14 protein-coding genes are annotated in these 24,293 nt (G+C 73.3%); 6 read left to right on the top strand and 8 right to left on the bottom strand.

Translation table 11 applies throughout. From position 1 onward, the window contains the following. The first annotated feature begins 23 nt into the window (after window positions 1–23). Genes AB0I79_RS41800 through AB0I79_RS41790 form a run of 3 tightly spaced genes read left to right on the top strand, consistent with a single transcriptional unit; the run spans window position 24 to window position 13,045 of the window. Window positions 24–11,117, top strand: a complete 11,094-nt coding sequence (locus AB0I79_RS41800) for an amino acid adenylation domain-containing protein (RefSeq protein ID WP_357885628.1) — start codon at window positions 24–26, stop codon at window positions 11,115–11,117. Next, complete coding sequence (locus tag AB0I79_RS41795) at window positions 11,104–12,804, top strand: ABC transporter ATP-binding protein (RefSeq protein WP_357885627.1); 1,701 nt, start codon at window positions 11,104–11,106, stop codon at window positions 12,802–12,804. Before AB0I79_RS41800 ends, AB0I79_RS41795 begins: the two co-directional genes overlap by 14 nt. Before the next feature lie 31 nt (window positions 12,805–12,835). After that, window positions 12,836–13,045 carry an MbtH family protein gene (locus AB0I79_RS41790; RefSeq protein ID WP_357885625.1) on the top strand — a complete coding sequence of 70 codons (210 nt, stop codon included), beginning with the start codon at window positions 12,836–12,838 and terminating at the stop codon, window positions 13,043–13,045. 134 nt (window positions 13,046–13,179) lie between these two features. On the opposite strand, the gene AB0I79_RS41785 is transcribed toward AB0I79_RS41790, so the two are convergent. The 3 genes from AB0I79_RS41785 to AB0I79_RS41775 all read right to left on the bottom strand — a co-directional run bounded on the left by AB0I79_RS41785 (window position 13,180) and on the right by AB0I79_RS41775 (window position 16,825). Beyond that, window positions 13,180–15,702 (bottom strand): histidine kinase, encoded by a 2,523-nt coding sequence (locus AB0I79_RS41785; RefSeq protein ID WP_357885623.1) that lies wholly within the window; start codon window positions 15,700–15,702, stop codon window positions 13,180–13,182. Next, entirely contained in the window at window positions 15,672–16,055 is a 384-nt protein-coding gene (locus tag AB0I79_RS41780) for a response regulator transcription factor (RefSeq protein ID WP_357885621.1), read from the bottom strand. The genes AB0I79_RS41785 and AB0I79_RS41780 overlap by 31 nt, the downstream gene beginning before the upstream one ends. Window positions 16,056–16,147: 92 nt before the next feature. Further along, window positions 16,148–16,825 carry a response regulator transcription factor gene (locus AB0I79_RS41775; protein WP_357885619.1) on the bottom strand — a complete coding sequence of 226 codons (678 nt, stop codon included), beginning with the start codon at window positions 16,823–16,825 and terminating at the stop codon, window positions 16,148–16,150. Between the two features lie 177 nt (window positions 16,826–17,002). On the opposite strand from AB0I79_RS41775, the gene AB0I79_RS41770 reads away from it, so the two are divergent. Together AB0I79_RS41770 and AB0I79_RS41765 are read left to right on the top strand one after the other, a co-directional pair. After that, window positions 17,003–17,266 (top strand): hypothetical protein, encoded by a 264-nt coding sequence (locus AB0I79_RS41770; RefSeq protein ID WP_357885617.1) that lies wholly within the window; start codon window positions 17,003–17,005, stop codon window positions 17,264–17,266. Beyond that, window positions 17,253–17,858, top strand: a complete 606-nt coding sequence (locus AB0I79_RS41765; protein WP_357885615.1) for a hypothetical protein — start codon at window positions 17,253–17,255, stop codon at window positions 17,856–17,858. The genes AB0I79_RS41770 and AB0I79_RS41765 overlap by 14 nt, the downstream gene beginning before the upstream one ends. Window positions 17,859–18,066: 208 nt before the next feature. Here the strand turns inward: AB0I79_RS41765 and clpX are convergent, their stop codons facing one another. Both clpX and AB0I79_RS41755 read right to left on the bottom strand, forming a co-directional pair. Continuing rightward, complete coding sequence (clpX, locus tag AB0I79_RS41760) at window positions 18,067–19,320, bottom strand: ATP-dependent Clp protease ATP-binding subunit ClpX (RefSeq protein WP_357885613.1); 1,254 nt, start codon at window positions 19,318–19,320, stop codon at window positions 18,067–18,069. Window positions 19,321–19,329: 9 nt separating this feature from the next. Then, window positions 19,330–20,508 (bottom strand): cytochrome P450, encoded by a 1,179-nt coding sequence (locus AB0I79_RS41755; RefSeq protein WP_357885611.1) that lies wholly within the window; start codon window positions 20,506–20,508, stop codon window positions 19,330–19,332. Between the two features lie 81 nt (window positions 20,509–20,589). On the opposite strand from AB0I79_RS41755, the gene AB0I79_RS41750 reads away from it, so the two are divergent. Continuing rightward, complete coding sequence (locus AB0I79_RS41750) at window positions 20,590–21,660, top strand: TetR/AcrR family transcriptional regulator (protein WP_357885609.1); 1,071 nt, start codon at window positions 20,590–20,592, stop codon at window positions 21,658–21,660. A gap of 122 nt (window positions 21,661–21,782) precedes the next feature. Here the strand turns inward: AB0I79_RS41750 and AB0I79_RS41745 are convergent, their stop codons facing one another. The 3 genes from AB0I79_RS41745 to AB0I79_RS41735 all read right to left on the bottom strand — a co-directional run bounded on the left by AB0I79_RS41745 (window position 21,783) and on the right by AB0I79_RS41735 (window position 23,943). Continuing rightward, window positions 21,783–22,358, bottom strand: coding sequence for a hypothetical protein (locus AB0I79_RS41745; RefSeq protein WP_357885607.1), 576 nt, complete (start codon window positions 22,356–22,358; stop codon window positions 21,783–21,785). Continuing rightward, window positions 22,349–23,131 (bottom strand): IS5 family transposase, encoded by a 783-nt coding sequence (locus tag AB0I79_RS41740; RefSeq protein WP_357885605.1) that lies wholly within the window; start codon window positions 23,129–23,131, stop codon window positions 22,349–22,351. The genes AB0I79_RS41745 and AB0I79_RS41740 overlap by 10 nt, the downstream gene beginning before the upstream one ends. Before the next feature lie 137 nt (window positions 23,132–23,268). Further along, window positions 23,269–23,943 (bottom strand): TetR/AcrR family transcriptional regulator C-terminal domain-containing protein, encoded by a 675-nt coding sequence (locus tag AB0I79_RS41735; protein WP_357885603.1) that lies wholly within the window; start codon window positions 23,941–23,943, stop codon window positions 23,269–23,271. Window positions 23,944–24,293: the final 350 nt, after the last annotated feature.

The following is a 24,293-nucleotide window of genomic DNA, read 5'->3' as shown; positions in this document are numbered from 1 at the left end:
CGAAAGGGATGGCTGAGTCTGCGATGTTGGAACCAAGCGCTCGTCTTGTTTCGCTTTCTTCCGCTCGGCTGGCCGGCCTGCGCCGGCGGACCGGTGAACATCCCGACAGGACTCTCGCCGAAGCGTGCGCCATCGGGCTGGCGTACTGGGCGACGGGCCGCAGCCCCGACGGCCTCGACCTCACCCCCGGCACGCTCTTCACCGACGTGCTCGGCTGGGCAGGCAACGGCGGGCGCGCGCCCGCCGGCTGGGACGTCGCCGGGGACGGGCGCGGCATCACCGTCCCCGAGGGCGTCGTGCGGGAGGACGCGCAGCTCGCGCTGGACGACCTGGCCGACTTCCCCGACCGGCCGGTGGGGACCATCGGCCCGTCCAGCGTGGCGGAGCGGCTGCGGACCCTGGCCGGGTGGAACGACACCCGGGCCGACCGGGAGCGCCCGACCATCGTGGAGCTGTTCCGCGAGCAGGCGCGGGCCAGGCCGGACGCTGTCGCCGTCGTCGACGAGCGCCGGTCCCTGACCTACCGCGAGGTCGCCGCGCTGGCCGGCCAGCTCGCCCACCACCTGATCGAGCGCGGGCTCAGGGCCGAGCAGGTCGTCGGCATCTCGCTGGAGCGTTCCGCCGACATGGTGATCGGGCTGCTGGGCGTGCTCATGGCGGGAGGCGCGTTCGTGCCGCTCGACCCGCGCTGGCCCGCCGCGCGCCGGGCGGTCGTCATCGGCGACGCCGGGCTCGCGCTGCAGCTCGACCACTGCGGCGAGGCCGGCGCGGGCGAGCCGGAGGCCGTGGCCGTCGATCTCGACGACTGGCGGTTCGGCGCGTACCCCGCCCAGGACCCCGAGGTCGGCATCCCCGGCCCCGCCCTGGCGTACGTGATCTTCACCTCGGGCTCGACCGGGCGGCCCAAGGGCGCCATGATCCGGCACGAGGCGATCAGCGAGCGGCTGCTGTGGCAGGCCGGCGAGATCCTGCGCTTCGGCCCCGACGACGCCTCGCTGTTCAAGGCGCCGCTGTCGTTCGACATCTCGATCAACGAGATCTTCCTGCCGCTGGTGCGCGGCGGCAGGCTGGTGGTCCTGCGGCCGGGCGGCGAGCGCGACCCGCACCACCTGCTCAGCGTGATCGCCGAGCAGCGCGTCACCTTCACGTACCTGGTGTCGTCCATGCTGGACGTGCTGCTGGAGATCGCGGGCGAGTCCGGGCGGCTGGACAGCCTGCGCCACGTGTGGTGCGGCGGCGAGGTGCTGACCCCCGAGCTGTACGAGCGCTTCCGCACCCGCCTCGGCATCCCGCTGTACCACGGCTACGGCCCCGCCGAGACGACGATCGGCGTCTCCCACGTCATCTACCGGGGCGCGGCGGAGCGCCTGTCCACCTCGATCGGCAAGGCCAACCCCAACACCGAGCTGTACGTGCTGGACGAGGAGCTGCGCCCCGTCCCGGTCGGCGTCGGCGGCGAGCTGTACGTCGGCGGGTTCCTCCTGGGCCGCGGGTACGCCGGCGCGCCCGGCCTGACCGCGTCCCGGTTCGTGGCCAACCCGTTCGCCACGGACGGGTCCCGGCTGTACCGGACCGGCGACCTGGCGCGGTTCGCCCCGGACGGGTCGCTGGACTTCCTCGGCCGGGCCGACAACCAGATCAAGATCCGCGGCATGCGGCTGGAGCTGGAGGACGTCGAGGCCGGCCTCGCGGAGCACCCCGGCGTGCGGCATTCCTGCGTCGTGGCAAGGAAGAACGCCGCGGGCGGCACCTACCTGGTGGGATACGTGATCCCGGCGGCCGGGAGCGAGGGCCTGCGGCCGGAGGAGGTCACGGCGTGGGCCGCCACGAACATGGTCGAGCACATGGTGCCCGCGCACGTCGTCGTGCTGAAGGAGTTCCCGCTCACCGAGAACGGCAAGCTGGACCGGCGCGCGCTGCCCGAGCCCGAGATCGGGGCGGGCCCGCTCGTGCCGCCCGCCACCGAGAACGAGCGGGTGGTGTGCGCGGCGGTCGCGTCGGTGCTGGGGCTGGACGAGGTCGGCGTGGACCAGAACTTCTTCAAGCTCGGCGGTGACAGCATCCTGGCGATCTCGCTGCTGAGCGCGCTGCGCGACGCGGGGCTCCACGTCACCGCGACGGAGATCTTCGCCGGCGGCACCGTGGGGGCGCTGGCGGCGGTGGCCAGGCGCGAGGCGGCCGTTCCCGCCGACTCCGGGGATGTCGCGACCGGCCCCGTCACGGGATCGCCCATCGTGCGGTGGCTCGGTGAGACCACCGACGCGATCGACGGGTTCGTCCAGTCGACGGTGCTGAACACCCCGCCGGGCCTGACCGCCGGCGCCCTCGACGAGATCCTCGCCGCCCTGGTCGCGCGGCACGACATGTTGCGGGCCAGGCTGGTGCGCGGCGACCGCTGGGGCTTCGAGGTGCCGGAGGCCGGCCAGGCGGCCGCCGGATGGCAGGAGAGCGACCTGCCGCTCGACGAGTGCGTCGCGCTCGCCGCCGAAGGGCTGGATCCGGACGGGGGCGTGATGCTGCGTGCCGTCTGGCGGCGTGCGGCCCGGCAACTGGTCCTGGTCGCCCATCACGTGGTGATCGACGGCGTGTCCTGGCGGGTCCTGATGGAGGACCTGGCCACGGCGTGGCGGCAGCTCGCCGCGGGCGCGCCGATCGAGTTGCCCCCGGTGGGCACGTCGTTCCGGCGCTGGACGCAGGTGCTGGAGCAGACGGCGTCCGACGCGGACCTGGACTACTTCCAGCGCCCCCTGCCGGGCGAGGACGAGCCGGTGGGCAGGCGCCCGCTGTCGGAGGCCGACACCGTCGCGCGCGAGAGGGTCCGGGTGGTCACGGCGGGCCCCGAGGTCACCGCCGCGCTGCTGGGCGAGATCCCCGCCAGGTTCCACGCCGGCGTCAACGACGTGCTGCTGACCGCGCTCGCCGTCGCCCTCGCCCGATGGCGCCGCGATCTCGGCCAGGATCAGACGTTCGCGCACGTCGAGCTGGAAGGCCACGGCCGGGAGGGACGGCTCGTCGCTGACGCCGCCGGGTTCGAGCCGGAGCTGTCGCGGACCGTGGGCTGGTTCACCACGCTGTTCCCGGTGGTCGTGGATCCCGGGGCCGCGGCGGACTTCACCGCGCCCGAGTACCTGTCGGCCGCTCTCAAGGCGGTCAAGGAGGACCTCGCCCGGGTGCCGGGCAACGGCCTGCCCTACGGCGTCCTGCGTTACCTGGCCGGCCACGCCTTCGACGCGCCCGCCCCGCAGGTGCTGTTCAACTACCTGGGCCGCTTCGACGCGGGCGGGCCCGGGGACTGGCAGCTCGCGGGCTCCACGGGGCAGCTGGGCGAGCGCCGGGATCCGGGGATGCGGCTGCCCCGCGCCCTGGAGTTCAACGCGATCGCCGAGCCCGGCCCCACCGGCGAGTACGAGCTGGCCACCGCCATCTCCTGGCCGGAGGGCGTCTTCACCGGCGAGGACGTCGCGACGATCGGCGGCTACTTCCTGGCGGCGCTGGAGGGCCTGGCCGCGCTCGACCGGGGCGGCCACTCCCCCAGCGACTTCCGCCCGCTGTCCCTGACGCAGGCGGACGTCGACGCCCTGGACGGCCCGGCGCTGCACGACATCCTGCCGCTGACCCCGCTGCAGGAGGGCCTGTACTTCCACTCGGTCTTCGACGACGACTCGGCGGGCAGCTACGTCGAGCAGCAGGTGCTGACGCTGGAGGGCGAGGTGGACGCCGACCGGCTCGCCGCGGCGGCCACCCGGCTGCTCACGCTCTACCCGAACCTGGCCGCGCGGTTCGTGGCGCTCGCCGACGGCCGGGTGGTCTCGGTGCTGGAGAGCGGCATGACCGCGCCGTTCACCACGCTGGAGCGTCCCGGGATGACCGGCGAGGAGATCCGCGACCACGCCGAGCGGGACCGCCGCGCCGGGTTCGACCTGGCCACGGGGCCGCTGATGCGCTACACGCTCATCCGCGCGGGCTCCGGCGGGAACGTCCTGGTGCAGACCGTGCACCACATCATCGCCGACGGCTGGTCGGTGCCGGCCATGTTGCGGGCGCTGCTGGCCGAGTACCACGCGCCGGGCAGCGTGCATCCGCTGGGCGGCTTTCCCGGTTACGTACGGTGGCTCGCCGGGCGTGACGACGACGTCAGCGACCGGGTGTGGCGGGACCAGCTCGCCGGGCTGCCCGGCCCCTCGCTGGTCGCCGAGGGGCACACCCCGTCCGGCCGCTTCGCCGACACCGCCGCGCAGCCGGGCGCCGAGCTCGACGTCGACGGGGCCGCGCGGGCGGCGGGCGTGCCGCTGAGCGTCGCCGTGCACGGCGCCTGGGCGGTGACGCTGGGCGGCATGCTGCACAGCCAGGACGTGGTCTTCGGCTCCACGGTGTCCGGGCGTGACGCGCCGGTGCCCGGCATCGAGGACATGGTGGGGCTGTTCATCAACACGATCCCGGTGCGTGCCCGGTGGGACGGCACCACCACCTCGCACGAGCTGCTCTCCGCCGTGCGGGAGCACCAGAGCGCGGTGCTGCCGCACCAGCACGTCTCGCTGGCCAGGATCGGCCGCCAGGCCGGGAGCGGGCCGCTGTTCGACACGCTGGTGGTGTTCGACGTCGCGACCGACGTGGAGAGCCTGCGCGAACCCGGCCACGAGCTGGTCATCACCGGCGTCGTGAACGAGGGCGCCCCGCACTACCCGCTGACGCTGGTGGTGGAGCGCGCGCCGGACGGCCGGGCGCGCTTCAACCTGATCCACGACTGCGAGCTGCTGCGGGAGAAGGGCGCCCGGGCCATCCTCGCCACGTTCACCCGGACCCTGACCGGGCTGCTCACCCGGCCGGACGGCCTCGTCAGCGACCTGGCGTCCGGCGCCCTGCCGGACCCGCTCACCGTCCACCCGGCGGCCCGTGGCACCCGGCCGGACTCGCCGAGCACGCCGATCGCACCGAGCATTCCGAGCGCGCCGAGCGTTCCGGCGACCCTGGGCGGGCTGTTCGACGCCGCCGCGAGCCGCGACCCGGCCGCCACCGCCGTCACCCAGTGCGGGCTCGACGGCAGCACCCGGTCACTCACCTACGGCGAGCTGGCGGAGGCCAAGGACCGGCTGGCCGCGGCGCTGCGCGCGGCCGGGGCCGGGCCGGGCGAACGGGTCGCGGTCGCCGTACCGCGCTCGGTGGAGCAGGTCGTCGCCCTGGTCGCGACCGTCACCGCGGGCGGCGCGTACGTGCCGCTGGACCTGGCGTACCCGGACGAACGCCTGCGGTACGTCCTCGAGGACGCCGCCCCGCGGGTCGTGCTCGTGGACAGGGAACGCCGGGACCGCCTCGCGGAGCTGCTGGCCAGGGCGGGCGTGCCGGCCCGCGTGCTCGTCCAGGGAGACGAGCCGCCCCTGGACGCCGCCCCCGGCGGGCCGCAGGCCGGCCCGCACGACCCGGCGTACGTGATCTACACCTCCGGCTCGACCGGCAGGCCCAAGGGCGTCGTCGTCCCGCACTCCAGCGTGGTGACGCTGCTCCTGAACACCCGGCCCGGCATGGGCTTCGGCCCGGACGACGTGTGGGTGCAGTTCCACTCCTCCTCCTTCGACTTCGCCGTGTGGGAGCTGTGGGGCGCGCTCGCGCACGGTGGCGAGCTGCTGGTGCCCGAGTACGGGCTGACCCGCTCCCCCGTCGACTTCCACCGCCTGGTACGCGAACGCGGCGTCACCGTGCTCAACCAGACCCCGTCGGCGTTCTACCAGCTCATCGAGGCCGACCGGCATGCCGCCGAGCCGCTGACCTCGCTGCGCCGGATCGTCTTCGGCGGCGAGGCCCTGGATCTCGGGCGGCTGCGCGGCTGGGTCGAGCGGTACGGCACCGGCTCGCCCGAGCTGGTCAACATGTACGGCATCACCGAGACCACCGTCCACGTCACCCACCGGGTGCTGACCGCCGAGGACTTCGCCGCCCGCGGCGACGCCGCCCCGATCGGCGGCCCCATCCCCGGCCTGGTCACCTACCTGCTCGACGACCGGCTCAGGCCGGTGCCGCCGGGGCGGGTGGGCGCCATCTACGTCGCCGGTGACCAGGTGTCGCTCGGCTACCTGGGCAGGCCGGGGCTCACCGCGAGCCGGTTCGTGGCCGACCCGTTCGCGGGTGACGGCTCCCGCATGTACCACACGGGCGACCTGGCCCGCCGGACGCTCGACGGCGAGCTGGTCTTCGCCGGCCGCGCCGACGACCAGGTGCAGCTCAAGGGGTTCCGCGTCGAGCCCGGCGAGGTGGAGGGCGCGATCAGGGAACTCGACGGCGTGGTGGACGCGGCCGTCACCGTGGCGGACAGCGGTGACCATCTGATCGCGCACGTCGTGGGCGGCGTGCCCGGCGACCTCACCCGGCTGCTGGCGGCGAAGCTGCCCGCGTACATGGTGCCCGGGCGGGTGCTGCCGGTGGACTCGCTGCCGCTGACGGTCAACGGCAAGCTGGATCGCCAGGCCCTGGCGCAGCGCGCGGCCCGGCTCGACGCCGGGGAGCCCCGGCTGCTCGCGAACGGACCGGCGGCGCTCGCGGAGGAGCCCCCGCCCGCACACCAGCCCCCGCTCGCGCACCCGCCCGCGCTCGCACACCCGACCGCGCTCGCACACCAGCCGGCGCTCGCCGCGCTGGTCGGGATCTTCGCCGAAACGCTCCCCGGCACCGACGTGGACGGCGACACCGACTTCTTCCGTGCCGGAGGCGACAGCATCATCGCCATCACCGTGGTCAACCGGGCCAGGGCGCTCGGCCTGCCCGTCACCCCGCGCGACGTGTTCCTGCACAGGACGCCGCGCGTGCTGGCCGAGCACCTGGCCACGCGCACGCCACCGGCCACGACACCCGCGCCCGCACCCGCCCGCCACCGGGACGGCCCGCTGACGCCCACGCCGATCATCCTGCGCCAGCGGGAGCTGGGCGGCTCCCTCGCCCGGTTCGCCCAGGCCAGGACCCTGCCGGCGCCGGAGGGCACCGGCTTCGCCGACGCCGGGCGCGCCGCGAACGCCGTCGTGGCCGCGCACCCGGCGCTCCGGCTGCGGCTGCGCGTCGAGCACGGGGTGTGGGCGCTGCGTACGGAGCCGCCCCGCCCGGCGGCGGTCACCCGGGCGGCGGCCACGACCACGGCGACGGCTGCCGCGAACGAGGCCGCCGGGCGGCTCGACCCCGAGGCCGGGGAGGTGATCGCGTTCACCTGGCTGGAGGAGAGCCGGACCCTGGTGGTCACCGCGCATCACCTCGCCGTCGACTCGGTGTCCTGGCTGATCCTGCTGGACGACCTGGCCACCGCCATGCGAGGAGCGGCCCTGCCACCGCCCACCACGTCCTACGCCGAGTACGCCGACACGCTGGCGGCCCGCTCCGCCCACGCGATCGACGACCTCGGGCACTGGGTGGAGACGCTCGACGCGCCCGCGCTGCTGCCCGCGATCGGGAAGCTGCGCGAGACCACGGTGGAGATCTCGCCCGAGGTGACCACGACCCTGACGCGCACCGCGCCCGCCGCGCTCGGCGTCGGCCTCACCGAGTTGTTGTGCGGCGCGCTGCGGGCCGCGCTGACACACGTCCAGCAGGCGCCCGCCGATCTCGCCGTCGAGCTGGAACGGCACGGCCGGGTCCCGCTGCTCGAACACCACGACTACACCCGTACGGTCGGCTGGTTCACCGCCATCGCGCCCGTGCGGCTCACGGCGCACACCGATCCCGTGGCGGCGGCGCGCGAGGTCGCGCAACGCCAGCGGGACGAGCGCGGGCACCTCTCCTACGGCCTGCTCAGGTACCTCGACCCGCAGACCGCCCCGCTGCTGCGGCGGCGCCCGCAGGTGCTGTTCAACTACCTCGGCGCGGCCACCGAGTCGCAGGCGCTCCCGATCACCGGCGGCGACCAGGGCAGCCCGTACGCCGTGGAGGTCAACGCGTGGCTCGACCCGGCCACCGGCACCCTGCGCGCCGCCTTCACCCTGGCCGAGGGCGTCCCCGGCGAGCTCACCGGGCACTGGCGGCGCGCGCTGGAGCGCATAGCCGGCGCCTGCGCGACGGCGGAACGCACGGCGCCGGTGACCCCGCTGCAACGCGGCCTGTTCTTCCAGGCCCAGCTCACGGGCCCGGCCGGGCACTACGTCGCCCAGAGCTACTTCACCTTCGACCGGCGGCTGGACGCAGACGCGCTGGCCGAGGCGATGGCGTACGTGATCGCCCGGCACCCGGTCGTGGGCGCCGGGTTCACCACCGACGCCGATGGGAACCCGGTCCAGGTGCTCGCGGCGGGCCGGCGGGTCGAGGTCCGCACGGTCGTGCTGTCCACCGAGGCGGAGGCCGAGGCGCTGCGGGCCCGCGACCGCGACACCGGCTTCGACCCCGGCGAGCCGCCACTGATCCGGCTGACGCTGGTACGCCTGCCCGGCGGGCACGACGGCCTGCTGCTGAGCTACCACCTGCTGCTGTGGGACGGCTGGTCACGCGAGATCGTGCTGCGGGACCTGTTCGACGCCTACGCGGCCGTCGTCGCGGGACGGCCGCTGGACCCGGTCCCTGCCACGCCGAGCTTCGAGGAGCACGCCCGGGCGCTGGCCGCCAGGGACGTCTCCGCCTCGGAGCGCTTCTGGGCGGAGCACCTGGCCGGCCTCCCCGGCCCGACGCTGCTCGCCGGCCCGTCCCCGTCGCTGCCGGACGAGCTGCCGCTCGCGCTCGTGCGCACGCTGACGGCCGAACAGTCGCGGCTGCTGCGGGAGGCGGCCAAGGTGCACGGGGTCACGCTGAACTCGGTGCTGACCGGCGCGTTCGGCCTGCTGCTCGGCGCGCACACCGGCCGGGGCGACGCCGTGTTCGGCGTTACCGTCTCGGGCCGGGAGGGGGAAGGCCTGTCCGGCATCGTCGGCGTGCTGCTCAACACCGTGCCCATGTGGACCCGGGCCCGGCCGTCCGACACGGTGCGGGAGTACCTGTCGTCCGTGCAGGCGGCCAGGGTGGCGGCGATGGAGCACGAGCACCTGGGGCTCGGCGAGATCCAGCGCGGCAGCGGCCACGACACCCTCTTCGACAACCTGTTCGTGCTCCAGAACTTCCTGGACCTGGACGCGTTCGCCGAGCTGAACGCCAGGCACGGCATCACCGCGGTGCGGGCCGACGACTCCACGCACTACCCGTTCACCTGGGTCGTCACGCCCGGCGAGCAGCTCACGGTCAAGCTGGAGTACCGCGACCACGACACCGGCCGTGCGCAGCGGCTCCTGGACGACTACCTGCGCGTGCTCGACGACCTGGCCCGGTGGACCGGGCCTGTGGGCGCGCTGCCGGGTCCGGGGCCCGAGCCCGTGCCGGCCGAGCGCACGGACATCGGCACGGACACCGTGGTGGACCGGTTCGACCGGGCGGCCGAGCGCGATCCGGGCCGGGTCGCGCTCGTCGCCCACGGCCGCGCCATGACGTTCGCCCAGCTCCGGGAGCGCAGCCGCGCGGTGGCGGGCGTGCTCGCCGGGCGCGGCCTCGGCCCGGGGACGACCGTGGGACTGGCGATCCCGCGCTCGCTCGACTCGATCGTGGCGCTGTTCGCCGTGCTGCGCACCGGCGCGGCGTACGTGCCGCTGGAGCTGGACCACCCGGACGAGCGGATCGCCGCGATCGTCGCGGACGCCCACCCGGACGTGATCCTCACCGTGAGCTCCGTCTCCCCCCGGCTGGCCGGGAGCCTGCCCGAGCGGGACCTGATCGAGCTGGACCGCCCGCTGCCCGAGGCAGAGCCGTTCGTGACGTTCGCGCCCGGCGACCCCGCACGCCTGCGGCACCCCGCGTACACGATCTACACCTCCGGCTCGACGGGGAAACCCAAGGGCGTGGTGACCGAGTACGCCGGGCTCACGAACATGCTGATCAACCACCAGCGCCGGATCTTCGAGCCGGTGCTGGCCGAGCACGGTCACCGGGTCTTCCGGATCGCGCACACCGTGTCGTTCGCGTTCGACATGTCGTGGGAGGAGCTGCTGTGGCTCGCGGACGGCCACGAGGTCCACATCTGTGACGAGGAGCTGCGGCGCGACGCGCCCCGTCTGGTCGAGTACTGTCTGGAGCACCGCATCGACGTCATCAACGTGACCCCCACCTACGCGCAGCAGCTGGTCGCCGAGGGCCTGCTCGACGACCCTGCGCGGCGGCCCCCGCTGGTGTTGCTGGGCGGTGAGGCGGTCACCCCGGCGTTGTGGCGGCGGCTCGCCGAGACCGAGGGGACGGTCGGATACAACCTGTACGGGCCCACCGAGTACACCATCAACACCCTCGGCGTCGGCACGTTCGAGTGCCAGGACCCGGTGGTGGGCGTGGCCATCGACAACACCGACGTGTACGTGCTGGACCCGTGGTTGCGTCCGGTGCCGGACGGCGTGCCGGGCGAGCTGTACGTGTCCGGGATCGGCATCGCCCGCGGCTATCTCGGGCAGCCGGCCCAGACCGCGCACCGGTTCGTGGCGTGCCCGTTCGGCGAGCCGGGGGAACGGATGTACCGCACCGGGGACCTCGTGCTGCGGCGTCCCGACGGGAACCTGATGTACCTGGGCCGTACCGACCAGCAGGTCAAGATCCGGGGGCACCGGGTCGAGCTGGGCGAGGTGGAGGCAGCTTTCGCGGCGCATCCGGCGGTGCGGTTCGTCGCCGCGGTCGCGCAGTCCGATCCGCAGGTGGACGGCGCGTACCGGCTGGCCGCCTACCTCGTGCTGGGCGACGGCGACCTGGCGGCGGTCGCCGCCGAGGTGGGCGCCGGGCTGCCGGACTACCTGCGTCCCACGCACTACGCTCAGGTGGAGGCCATCCCGCTGACCGTGAACGGCAAGGCCGACACCAAGGCGCTGCCGGAGGCCAAGCCGCTGGGCGCGCTGACCACGTCGGCCGAGCGCGGCCCGGCGACCGAGACCGAGAGCGCGGTGTGCGAGTTCTTCGCCGAGGCGCTGGACCTGGATGACGACGAGGTGAGCGCGGTGAGCGACTTCGTGGCCCTCGGCGGGCACTCCATGCTGGCGGTGCGGCTGATCGGGCTGCTCCGCCGCGAGTACGGCCCGGTGATCACCATTCGTGACCTGTTCGCCCTGCGTACCCCCGAAGCGATTGCCCGGCACCTCGATGAGCACTCCTGACCGGCGCGGGCCCCGCACGGGCCCGGACATCCTCCGGACCGCGCTGCGGCGCAACGCGGGCGCCATGGCCTGGGGCACCCTCCTCATGGGCCTGTACCAGGCGGGCGAGACCGCCTTCCCCATCGCGCTCGGCCTGATCGTCGAGCACGCGCTGCAGGAACGCAGCCTCGGCTCGCTCGCCTGGTCGATCGCGGCGCTGGCCGTGATCGTCACGACCGTGTCGCTGTCGTGGCGGTTCGGGATGCGCATCCTGCAGAAGGCCAACACGACCGAGGCGCACCGCTGGCGGGTGCAGGTCGCCGAGTGCGGGCTCCAGCCGGTGGCCAGGGACACGGACCTCAAGTCCGGCGAGGTGCTGACCATCGCCACGGAGGACGCCGACCAGACCGCCGACATCATCGAGGTCGTGCCGCTGTTGATCAGCTCGCTGGTCGCGGTGCTGATCACGGCGGTCGCGCTGGGCATCGCCAGCGTCTGGCTGGGCCTGCTGGTGATCGTGGGCACCATCGCGATCCTGTCCATCCTGAGCGTGCTGTCCAGGCGGATCGGCGAGGGCACCCGCGAGCAGCAGGCCCGGGTGGCGCGGGCGGGCGCGAAAGTCGCCGACCTGATCACCGGCCTGCGCCCGCTGCACGGCTTCGGCGGCAACCACGCGGCGTTCCTGTCGTACCGGACGGTGAGCACGGAGGCCAAGGACCAGGCGATCACCGTCGCCAGGGTGAACGGCGCGTACGCCGGGGCCGCGCTGGCGCTCAACGCGATCCTCGCCGCCGCGGTGACGCTGGCGGCGGGGTGGCTGGCGTTGAGCGGCCGGATCAGCATCGGGCAGCTCGTCATGGCCGTGGGGCTGGCGCAGTTCATCATCGAGCCGCTCAAGCTGTTCTCCGAGATGCCGAAGTACGTGATGATCGCGCGCGCGTCGGCGGAGCGGATGGCGCTGGTGCTGGCCGCTCCGCCGGTGATGGTCGCGGGGACGCGGCGCCCGTCACCGGGCGGGAACCTGGAGGTGGACAGCGTCCGGTACGGGTCGCTGCGCGAGCTGAAGTTCCACGTGCCCGCGGGCGAGTTCACGGCGATCGCCGCCTACCGGGCGCGGGAGGCGGCCGATCTCGTCTCGATCCTGGCGGTGAACGTGCCGCCCGGCGCGTACGAGGGCGTGGTGCGGGTCGGCGGGCGGGAGCTGAAGGACCTGTCGATCGAGGCGATCCGCGAGCACCTGCTGGTGAACCCGTACGACGCGGAGATCTTCGCGGGCACGCTCCGCACGAACATCGACCCGGCGGGCGCCGGCCACCTGGTCGCGGAGGCCGTCGAGGCGTCCATGCTGACCGACGTCGTCGCCCTGCACCGGGAGGGGCTCGACCACGGCGTCCGCGACCGCGGCGCGAACCTCTCGGGCGGCCAGCGCCAGCGCCTCTCCCTGGCCCGCGCCCTCGCCGCCGACCCCGGCATCCTGGTCCTGCACGATCCGACGACGGCGGTCGACGCGGTCACCGAGCAGCTCATCGCGCGAAACCTCGCGGAGCTGCGGCGGGGCCGCACCATGATCGTGATCACCAGCAGTCCCGCGCTCCTGGACGCCGCCGACCGCGTCCTCGTCCTGGACGGCGGCGTCATCACCGCCGAGGACACCCACCGCAACCTCCTCGCCACCGATGAGACCTACCGCCAGGCGGTGGCCCGATGACCCATCGCCTGCCTCGTGGAAAGGACCGAACATGACCAACCCCTTCGACGATCCGGACGGCCGTTTCCTCGTCCTGGTCAACGCCGAGAACCAGCACTCCCTGTGGCCCGCCTTCGCCGAGGTTCCCGGCGGCTGGACGGTCGTGCTCCCCGACAGCAGCCGGGCCGCCTGCCTGGACTACATCGAGAGCCACTGGACCGACCTGCGCCCCCGCTCGCTGGCCGAGGCCATGGACGGCTGATCCGGGTCCGGCGCGGACGGCCGGCGGGCGAGCAGCGGCGTACCTTGCCGCGCCACCGCCATCCGCTGCTCGCCCCGGTCGTCCCGGTGGTGCTGCCGGCCGGCTCGATCATCGAGCCCGCCGGCGCCGCCGGCTCACCCCGCGTCGCGGTAGGCGGTGGCCGGGATGTGCCCGTGCAGGCGCAGCCCCGTTCCGGGGCTGGTCTCGATGGTGAGGGTGCCGCCGATGGCGCCCAGGCGGTCGTACATGTTGGTGATGCCGTGCCCCGTGCGGATCAGGCCGGGGTGGCAGCCGATGCCCGTGTCGGCGAGGTCGAAGGAGAGGCCGTCCTGCTCGCGCAGGTCGATGGTCACCGCGGCCTGCTCGCCCGCGTGCTTGCTGGCGTTCTGCAGCGCCTCCAGCAGGCAGAAGTAGATGTTGATCTCGATCTCGGGCGGGTACCGGCCGAGGCCGGTGGCGCGGATCTCGGTCGGCAGCGGCGAGTGGCGCGTGGCCGCGCGCAGCGCCGCCTCCAGCCCCGACTCGGCGAGCTGCGGCGGGTAGATGCCGTGCGCCAGGTCGCGCAGCTCGGCCTGGGCCTCGCGCAGGTCGGAGGAGAGCTGCGCGAGCACGGGGGCGGCCTGGGCGGGGTCGGTGTCCATCAGCCGCTGGGCGACCCTGGACTGCACGGCCGCGGCGACGAGCCGCTGCTGGGCGCCGTCGTGCAGGTTCCGCTCGATCTGGCGGCGCTCCCGGTCGGCCGCCGCCACCAGGCGGGCGCGTGACTCCTGCAGCGCCTCCGCCCTGGCCACCAGCATCACGTGGTTGTGCCAGGCCAGGTACGAGGCCCGGGTCAGGCCCAGCACCACCAGGGCGATGACGACGGCGGCGATCAGCCACCCGGGGGCGTTCCCGGTGAACCCGATGCCGGGGGCCAGCCGCCCGGCGAGCGTGACGGCGACGGCGGCGGCGACCGTGCAGCCCATGATGACCTTGAAGCGCCGCCGCGACAGGAACGCCACCGACAGCAGCACCGGCGACACGATCACCAGCGTCGCGTACGGCAGCGCGGCCGGGATCATCGCGGTCAGCGTCAGCGCGTAGCACCAGGTGATCGCCGCCGAGAGGCCGATGGCGTGATCGATGCGGCGGCGCTTGACGACCCGCAGCGCCGCCACGACCAGCAGGGCCACCGTGCACCAGCCGCCGGCCAGGGCGAGCAGCCAGAGCTTGTGCACGCCGGCGAAGGCCGCGGCGGCGACCGCGCCCGCCCCGAGCGCGACGCCCATGATGGCCCACAGGCCGGTGACGATGTACTGGTGGGGGTGCGGGTGGGTGCTGCGCTGGAGGCTCGTGTACAGCCGGGCGATGAGGTGCCAGACGGCCTGCAGCCCGCCGCGCACGGCGCCGCCCCGCTCCTGGCGGGAGCGCTCCACGCCGGCGCTCTCCAGCACCGACCGCGGCAGGTGCCCGTGCAGGCGCAGCCCGCCGCCGGGCCGGGTGTCGATGGTGAGGGTGCCGCCGATGGCGCCCAGGCGGTCGTTCATGTTGATCATGCCGGTGCCGGTGTGGACGAGGCCGGGGTCGCAGCCGCAGCCGGTGTCGCTGAAGTCGAAGGACAGCCCGTTGCGGTCCTGCAAAGTGATGATCACCGTGGCCTGCTCCCCCGCGTGCCTGCTCGCGTTCCGCAGGGCCTCCAGCAGGCAGAAGTAGATGTTGATCTCGATCTCGGGCGGGTAGCGGCCGACGCCGCTGGCGTGCACGGTGGTGGGGATCGGGGCGTGCTGGGCGGCGGCGCGCAGCGCCGTCTCCAGGCCGTACTGGCCGAGCTGGGGCGGGTAGATGCCGTGCGCCAGGTCGCGCAGCTCCGCGCTGGCCTCCTGCAGGTCGTCCGTCAGGCGGGCCAGCAGCGGGCCGGCCTGGCCGGGGTCGGCGTCGAGCAGCCGCTGGGCCTGCCGGGTCTGCTCGGCGGCGGCGGCCAGGCGCTGCTGGGCGCCCTCGTGCAGGTTGCGCTCGATCTGGCAGCGCTCGCGGTCGGCCGCCGCGACCAGCCGGGCCCGTGACTCGCGCAGCGCCTCGGTCCTGGCGACCAGCATGCCGTGGTTCTGCCACGCGGCCAGCGACACCAGGATCGTGATGAACGGGATGAACACGATCGCCAGCGCGTCCGTGACCGTCTTCGGCACCAGCCGTTCCAGCCCGACCCCGGGCGTCAGGCTGCCCACGACGACCAGCGCCGTGCCGACCAGCATCGTCGCGCCGAGCATGGCCGACAGCCGCTCGTGGTTCATGTGCTGCACCGCCACCAGCACCGGCAGCAGCACCGCCAGCGCCAGCGTGGCCAGCGCGAACGGCACCACCGAGGTCACGGCCACGGCCACGATCCAGTTGGACAGCGCGAAGACGACGACGGCGGCGAAGCGCCGGTAGCGGTGGATCAGGTGGATCGCACGCAGCAGGAACGCCGCCATGATGAGCAGCAGCACGACGATGGCCAGCAGCCAGCCCTCGCGCCGGACCGCCGCCCACAGCACCGCGACCCAGCCCGCGGCCACCACGACGCCGATCAGGTCCGCCTGGATGTAGGTGCGCAGCCGCTCCCACTCCGGCGCGCCGATCTCGATGATCTCATGCCCCCGCAGGCCGGCTAGGAGTCTGCCTGCCCCCCGTCGCTCCACAGCGCCTCCAGTTCGTCGGGGCCGAAGCGGTCCTTGTGCCGATAATGGGCCCCCATCACCATCGCGTCACGAGGCAGGTCCTCCGTGTTGTTGACCGACAGCAGCACCACGGTGACGTCCGGATGCCCGCACCTGATGCGCCGGGCCGCCTCCAGGCCGCCCATGCCGGGCATGTTCACGTCCATCAGCACCATCCCGACGGCGTGGTCCCGGAGGAAGTCGAGCGCCTCCTCGCCGCTGGCCGCCTCCCCCGCCAGCACGAACCCGTCCGCCACCGCGATCACGCCGGCCACGGCCCGGCGGAACGACGGCAGGTCGTCCACCACCAGAACGCGCACGAACTGTTGGTCCACAGGCTGATCGTCGCATTCGATCGCCGCCGTGTCGGTGGTGCCACCATCACTATCCCGGCCGGATTTCGGGCCGCCGGGCTGGGAGCGGCGGCCTACCCCGGCGCCGAGCCGGAGTCGAGGAACATCAGGACCGCCTTGACCCGCCGGTTGGTGTCGCGGTCGCCGCGCAGGCCGAGCTTGACGAAGATGGAGTTGATGTACTTCTCGACCGCGCGCTCGGAGACGTTGAACGCGGTCGCGATGGCCAGGTTCGACCGGCCGGCGGCGACCTCGGCGAGCGTCTCGCGCTCGCGCGGCGTCAGGTGCCGCAGCATGCCGGCGTCGTTGCGGGCCTTGGCCGAGACCAGCGACTCGACGACCACGGGATCGATGAACGACCCGCCGGAGGCGACCGTGCGCACCGCCGAGATCAGCTCGCCGGGCGCGGCGATGCGCTCCTTGAGCAGGTAACCGCGCCTGCTGCTGCCCTGCTCGATCAGGGCCAGCAGGTACGTCGGATCGAGGAACTGCGACAGCACCAGCACGGCCACGTCGGGGTGGCTGGCCCGCAGCGTCGTGGCCGCCCTGATGCCCTCGTCGCTCATGGTCGGCGGCATGCGGATGTCGGTGACGACGACGTCGGGTTTCTCCTGGTCGACGCATTCCATCAGCGCCTCGTAGCCCGAGCAGACGCCGACGACCTCCGCCCCGGACTCGGTCGCGATGAGGGCCTCGATCCCGGCCCGCACCAGCAGGTGGTCCTCGGCGATCACCACCCGGAAGGACGTCACGTGGCAACGTTAGTCCGCCGCCCCCGCCCGCTCAACGGGTGCGGAAAACCGAACCACCGATTCGGGAGCCAGCTTTATCGCTGAATGAGCGGGCGCAACGCAAACTGGCGGTATCAGCAGCCAATCTGCGCACGGATATGCGGGGTTCTCCACAGGGACGAAGACGGAGGGGGAGTGGTGGCCGAAATGTTTCACGTCGCCGCGCGAGTATCGCGAATCAGGTCCTACGTCAGCGAGTTGCTGGCGCGCGCCGACCGGGCGTTGTGCGCGGACCAGGACGAGCGGGCCCGCCAGTACGGGTGGACGGTCACCAGAACGGGGTTCGGCTCCAGGCGGTATCGCGACCCGCGCTTCGACGCGCTCAAGGCGGCCCGGCTCGCCGGGCTGCGGGCCGGGCGGGAGTCGTCGGCCGTAGGAGATGATCGTCATGTTCCCGCGTAACCCGCGCCACAACCCGTACGCGGTGACCGAGGGCCTGCTCCTGGAGCCGGGCCCCGGGCTGGTCACGCGGCTGTGGCGGTGGCGTACGGAGATCGTCCTGCTCCTGCTCGCGGCCGGGGCGGCGGTCGTGATCGCGACCGCCGTGGGCCGGGGGATGTGGTGGGCGCCGGTCGCGCTGGCGGGCCCCGTCGGCGTGCCCGCCACGGTGCCGGCCGGCCGGAAATGGATGATGCGGCACTTCTGGTGCCTGTTTTCCCGGCACCGGATCCAGCGGGTGTGCGCGGAGACGTCCATGCACACCCGCGCGGGCAGAATTCCGCTGATCCTCTGGATAACGCCGACCGGCTCCGGGGAAAGGGCTTTCATTCTGCTCCGCGCCGGGATTTGCGCCGACGACTTCGAGGCGTTCGGCGCGGAAATAGCGGCGGCCTGCTGCGCGGCTCACGTCCGCGTGCGGCGGCACCCGGACCGGGCGCAGTTCGTGACGGTGGACATCGTGCGGCGGGACGCGGGGGGCGACGTGCCCGGGGCGGGGACGTGGGGCGACGGCGAGCCGGGCGCGGAGCGCCCGCTGGAGCGGCTGGCCGGCTGACCCCGCCCCATCACCTGGGCGGACGAGGCTCACGCCACCCGAGCCTGCCGCCCTTCCCAGCCTCAGGGAGTGCCGGGGCCACCGGGCCGCCCCGGCCCCTGGGGCTGCGGCCACCCGGACGGGGGCGGTTCCGTCCGGGTGGCCGGCATTCGCGCAGCCGGCCGGTGCCGCGCCAGCCGGCTGCGCCGGACCGCTCTTCCGGGCAGGCTCAGGCGGATCTCTCCCGGCGTTCGGGGCCGTGCCGGCCCTGGGGGCGGTCGCGGGGCACCAGGGTCGGGTTGACGTGGTCCAGCACCGTCTCGCGGGTGATCACGACGCGGGCCACGTCGTCGCGGCCCGGGACCTCGTACATGACGTTGAGCAGCACCTCCTCCATGATCGCGCGCACCGCCCTGGCCCCGGTGCGGCGCAGCAGCGCCTGCTCGGCGACGGCGACCACGGCGCCGTCCGTGAACTCCAGCTCGACCCCGTCGAGCTCCAGCAGCCGCCGGTACTGCTTGATCAGCGCGTTGCGCGGCTCGGTCAGGATGCGGATCAGCGCCTCGCGGTCCGGCGGGCGCAGCGTCGCCACCACGGGGACCCTGCCGACGAACTCCGGGATGAACCCGTACCGGACGAGGTCCTGCGGCATCACCTGGGCCAGCAGGTCGTCGTCGGGTCCTGACCGCGGGGCGGCGCCGAAGCCGGCGCCGCCCCGCGCCACCCGCCGCTCGACGATCTGCTCCAGGCCGGCGAACGCGCCACCCGCGATGAACAGCACGTTCGTCGTGTCGAGCTGGATGAGGTCCTGATGGGGGTGCTTCCTGCCGCCCTGCGGCGGCACGCCGGCCACCGTGCCCTCCAGGATCTTCAGCAGCGCCTGCTGCACGCCCTCGCCCGAGACGTCGCGGGTGATCGACGGGTTCTCGCCCTTGCGGGCGATCTTGTCGATCTCGTCGATGTAGACGATGCCGGTCCCGGCCCTGGCCAGGTCGTGGCCGGCCGCCTCGACGAGCGCGAGCAGCATGGTCTCGACGTCCTCGCCGACGTATCCGGCCTCGGTGAGCGCGGTGGCGTCGGCCACGGCGAACGGCACGTCGAGCAGCCGGGCGAGCGTCCGCACCAGGTGCGTCTTGCCGCTTCCCGTGGGGCCGGCCAGCAGGATGTTCGACTTGCCCAGCTCGGCGTCGGGCGCGCGGACGCGCTTGTAGTGGTTGTAGACCGCCACCGACAGGGCGCGCTTGGCCTGGTCCTGGCCGATCACGTACTGGTCGAGGAAGGCGTGGATCTCGCGCGGCCTGGGCGGCTCCACGGCCGCGGGGCTCCGCGCCGCGCGCTCCTCGGCCATGAGCTCGGTGCACTGGCCCACGCACTCGTCGCAGATGCAGACGGAGGGCGGGCCCGCGATGAGCCTGCGTACCTCGCTCTGGCTCCTGCCGCAGAACGAGCAGTGCGGCAGGTCGTCCCTTCCGGTGCGTGCCATCGCGCCGCCTCAGCCCGCCGGGCGCAGGGTCACGGGCAGGGACGCCAGCCGCCTCGTGCCCGGGTCCGGCAGGTACGACGCCTCCCCCGCGAGCGCCAGGTCAGGGAAGCGGCGCAGCAGGGCCCCCAGCGCGACGGCGGTCTCCACGCGGGCCAGCGACGCGCCCACGCAGAAGTGCGGCCCGTGGCCGAACCCGAGGTGCGGCCCCGGCTCCCGCGTGATGTCGAACCTGTCGGGCTCGTCGAACACGCGCGGGTCCCGGTTGGCGGAGGCCACGGAGACCGTGACCGGCTGCCCCTCGGGGACGGTCACGCCGCCGATCTCGACGTCCTCGGCGGGGAAACGCGGCACGGTCATCGGCTGCGGCGGGCTCCAGCGCGCCAGCTCCTCCACGGCGCGCGGCAGCAGAGCGGGGTCGGCGCGCAGCGCGGCGAGCTGGTCCGGATGGGCGAGCAGGATGGCGACGGCGTTCGCGATGAGGTTGGCCGGGGTCTGGCCGGCCAGGACGAGCAGCCACACCATGGTGACCAGCTCGTCGTCGGAGAGCCGGTCGCCGTCCTCCTCCACGACCCGGGCCAGGTCGGACAGCAGGCCGTCGCCGGGCCGCGCCTTGACCGCGGCGATCGCGGAGCTGGCGTCGCCGATGATCCCCGGGATGGACCGCGCGAACCGCTCGCCGTGCCCGGCGGCGATGGCGGCGCCGTACTCCCGCCAGCGCGGGCGGTCGGCGGGCGGGATGCCGACCAGCTCGCAGATCACGTCGATCGGCAGCGGCTTGGCGAAGCGCTCCAGCAGGTCCACCGGCTCCCGCTCCGGCAGCTCGTCCAGCAGCCCCTCGACGATCCGCTCGATGCGCGCGCCGAACTCGCCGGCCCTGCGCGGCGTGAACGCGGGCGCGACCAGCCGGCGCAGGCGCGCGTGCTCGGCCCCGTTCGTCTCCGACATCGTGCGCATGTACGGCAGGCAGTGCTCGGGCACGTCGGGACGCATGAAGCTGGACTCGTTGATCCGCATGCGCGGGTCGGCCAGCATCGCCCTGGCCTCCTCGTGCCGCGTCACGGCCCAGAACGGGCCGAACCCCGGCACCAGCAGCCGCACCACCGCGGACCGCTCCCTGACCTGCGCGTACGCCGTGTACGGGTCGTGCAGCACCGCCGGGTCGGTCAGGTCGATCTCCGGCACATCCATCGTGTCCCCATTTCGAATGATCCCATCATCTGGATGTTCACGGTATCTTGGCTGCGGAGCGGACGGCAACGAGGAGGACGGTTGGCCCGGCTCACCAGAGCGGAGACCCAGGAGCGCAATCGCGCGAAGGTGCTGGCCGCGGCCAGAGCGGAGTTCGCCGAGCGCGGGTTCAGGGAAGCCAAGATCGACGACATCGCCGACCGCGCCGAGCTCACGCGCGGAGCGGTCTACTCGAACTTCCCCGGCAAGCGGGCGCTCTACTTCGCCGTGCTGGCCGACCTGGCCGAGCGCGTGCCCGTGACCGCCCCGGAGGAACCCGCGCTCACCGTGCGGGAGGCCCTCGGCGAGGTGGCGCGCGCCTGGGTGACCCGGCTGCCGCTGGCCACCGAGGACGAGCGCCAGCCGAGCAGGCTGAGCATGCACCTGATCCCCGAGATCCTCGCCGACGAGGTCACGCGGCGGCCGTACGCGCAGCTCATGCAGCTCAACGCGGTCCTGCTCGGGCTGGCCATGGAGCGGCTGCGCCCGCCGCAGGAGCCGGACGGGCGGCTGGTGCGGCTGGCCGAGTCGGTGCTCACGGTCCTGCAGGGAGCCACGCAGCTGTCGGCCGCGGCGCCGGGGTTCGTGGAGCCGTTCAACGTGATCCGGGTGTGCGAGCAGCTCGCCGGCCTCGACCTGGGCGACCGGTGGGCGCCGGCGCCCCTGCTCCCCCGGGTGCGGGAGACGGCCGAGCCCTGGTCGCCGCCGCCCGGGGCGATCGACGCGGTCGGCGGAGGGCCGGCGCGGCTGGAGCGCGACGGCGTGGTGGCGGTGCTCGGGCTGCACCGGCTCTCGGCCGCCGAGGACGCGGTCCGCGCGGCGCCGGCGGACGCCGAGGTCACCGCCGTCGTGGCGACGGGCGCCCCCAAGGAGCTGCTGCCGCTGGCCCGGCTGGTGATCGCCGAGGTGAGCACGTGCCTGCGGCAGGCGTTCCCGCGGCCTGCGTGGCCGCGGCTGCGGGTGGTGTACGACGAGAGCGGCGCGCTGGCGGCGGCGGCCGGGGTGGCGGAGCCCGGTGACGACACGGAGGTCGCGCTCCGGGTGCGGTCGGGCCGGATCGTCGTGCGCGCGGAGGGCTACGGCGCCGGACATGCGGCCGCCCGGCACCCCTGACCGCGGCGGGCTGCGACCGCAGGACGGGCCCCGCTGACCTGGGCGGGCGCGACCGCGGGATCGGGTTCCGCGCCGGATGGAACCGGCGGGCGGGCAAACGCTGTCCAAGCCATGGGCGACGTTCACGCCGGTGTCCCGCCCGTCGGCCGCCTGTGCGGCGGGCCGTGGTGTTGCCGGGAGCCGGCTGACGCCGCGGACGGCCCTTCCCGTCCGCCGCGAGTGCTGGACGTCGCCCCCCGCCAACCGAACAAGCCGGGCTCGGTTTCGATGAGGATGCCGCGGCTGGTCAGGCGTTTGAGCTTGGCGCGGACGTTTTGGATGCCGTTGGGCGTCAGGGGCAGGTCCATCGCCAGAGCCAGGTCGCGGGCGCGCAGCGAGCCGCCGGTCTCGCTGAAGACGGTGAGGATCTGCTGGTAGTCGGGATGATCGAAGCCGACCAGCGGCGGCGCGTCCGGTTCGGCCGGAGCGAAGTCCGCTTCAGCGAGGGACAGGAGCGTCTTGCGGCTGATCCGCAGATGCTCGGCCTCCTGGCTGAGTTCACTGAGCCGCGCGGTCAGGGAGTCGATGTCGGTCAGGGAGTCGATGTCGGTCTGGGTCTGCTCGATCTGGCGGGTCAGGGCCTGTTCGCGGGTATCGAGGCGGTCCAGAAGCCAGGTTCCGGGATCGGGCGGGCGGGTATCGGGCCTGGTCATGTCCACCGCCAGGACGGGGTCGCGGAGGTCGGGCGCCGGGACATCACGTCCGTCATCGGCCAATACACCCGTGATTCAGAACTGGCTGGACGGTGCTCGTAGTCGCGGATCAGGCACCGGTGGAACATCAAGATTCCGTAGGTCTGCTCGACGACCCATCGTTTTGGCTGGGGCACGAAGCCTTTGTCGGCGGGGTTGCGTTCGACGATGTCCACGGCGATCCCCAGGCTGGCGCCATGGGCGACGACCGTGTTGTTCTTGAACCCTTGGTCGACCAGCGCTTTGGTCACGCTGCCCTCGGTGACGACGGCGGCCTGGTCCAGCAGGGCGATCCCGGCCGTGTTCTCGTGGGCTGAGGCCGCGAGCACGACGACCGCGATGACCAGGCCCAGCACGTCTACGGCCAGGCCTCGCTTGCGTCCCGGCACCTTCTTGGCGACGTCCCGGCCGGTCGTGGTGGCGGGGACGCCAACCGCGACGTGGACGCTTTGGGTGTCCAGTACGACTAGGCTCGGGTCGGCTGATCGGCCCTTCTTCTCGCGCAGGTGCCAGCGCAGCAGGTCATGGATCGTCTTGTCGGTGCCGTCGTCGCGCCATTTGGCGAAGTAGTAGTACGTCGCGCCCTTGGGCGGCAGATCGTGCGGGAGATAGTCCCATTGGACGCCGGTTCGTCCCTGGTAGCCGATCGCGTTGACGATCTCCCGCAGCGCATGGTTGCCTTCGTGGCCGCTGACCGAGGGGTGCGCGGCCTTCCATGCCGGGAGGACCGGTTCGATCAACGCCTACTGAGCGTCGGTTGAGTCGCTCGGGTACGGCATGCGCTCAGTCACCGCGCCGTCCCAGCACAACTGGACCCGCAGACTGGCGGTAACACTACAAATCCACACGATCACATAACGACATCACGGATGGAGGCTCACGTAGGCACTCTCAGGGGCTCGAGGGCGGCTAGGACGAGGTCGAGGCCGAAGGTGAACTCCTCCGCCGGGTCGTAGCCGGCAGCGGCGAGCGCCGCGGCAGACTCGTTGAGGTAGGGGAACTCGTCAGGAGGAAGCTGGGGCAGGAAGACGTCCTCGGCCATGTCCGCGAACTCATCGGCGGTGTCGAACGGCAGGCTGGCTTCCTGCAGGGCGAAACCGTAGACGTAGCTGTCGAGCAACCAGTTGGCGTGCGTCGCCATCAAGACCGGGAAGCCGGCCCTCCGCAGGCAGGCGGTGACCGCTTCGCGGTGGCGGAGGTTCGCGGGCCCCGGCGATGTCCGCGACTCCATCAGGCCGATCGCCCACGGGTGGCGTGCGAGAACCTGTCGGGCGGATACCGCCCGACGTCGCATCGCTGACTGCCAGTCGGTCTCTTCAGGCGGGAGCTCGATCTCCTCGAACACGAGGTCGATCATGGCGTCCAGCAACTCCTCCTTGTTCGCCACGTAGTAGTAGAGCGACATCGCGCCCGCGCCGAGCACGCTAGCCAGCCGGCGCATGCTGAGCCCGTCGACCCCCTCGCGGTCGGCGAGCCGGACCGCCTCGACCACCACCCGCTTCTTGCTCAGCCCCGCATCTGACGCGACCTGGCGTCGTTCCCTCGCGGACAACGGGTCTCCTCGCTCTCGAACGGCTTGACATTCGTACAGCGTACTACCATAGTACGGCGTACGAAGTACGGTGTACGAACCTGCGCGAGTCGCAGCTCGGACGTGAGGAGGCTTCGGTGGGAATCGAACAGCGATCGAATACCGGAGCACGCCTGGTGCCGAGCGCGAGTCCGGCCGGGGCGACGACGATGCGGGCCGCCGTCCAGCACCGCTACGGCCCGCGCTCAGCGCTCGAGTCGTCCGAGGTCGAGCTACCGCTGCCCGGTCGAGGCGATGTGCTCGTCCAGGTGGGCGCGGCCTCGGTACATCCTGGCGACTACTCCGTCATGACCGGTGAGCAGTACGTGGTG

The sequence above is a fragment of the Nonomuraea sp. NPDC050202 genome (assembly GCF_040656115.1).
In the GTDB taxonomy this organism is placed as follows: domain Bacteria; phylum Actinomycetota; class Actinomycetes; order Streptosporangiales; family Streptosporangiaceae; genus Nonomuraea.
This window is presented reverse-complemented; position numbering and strand designations above follow the sequence as displayed.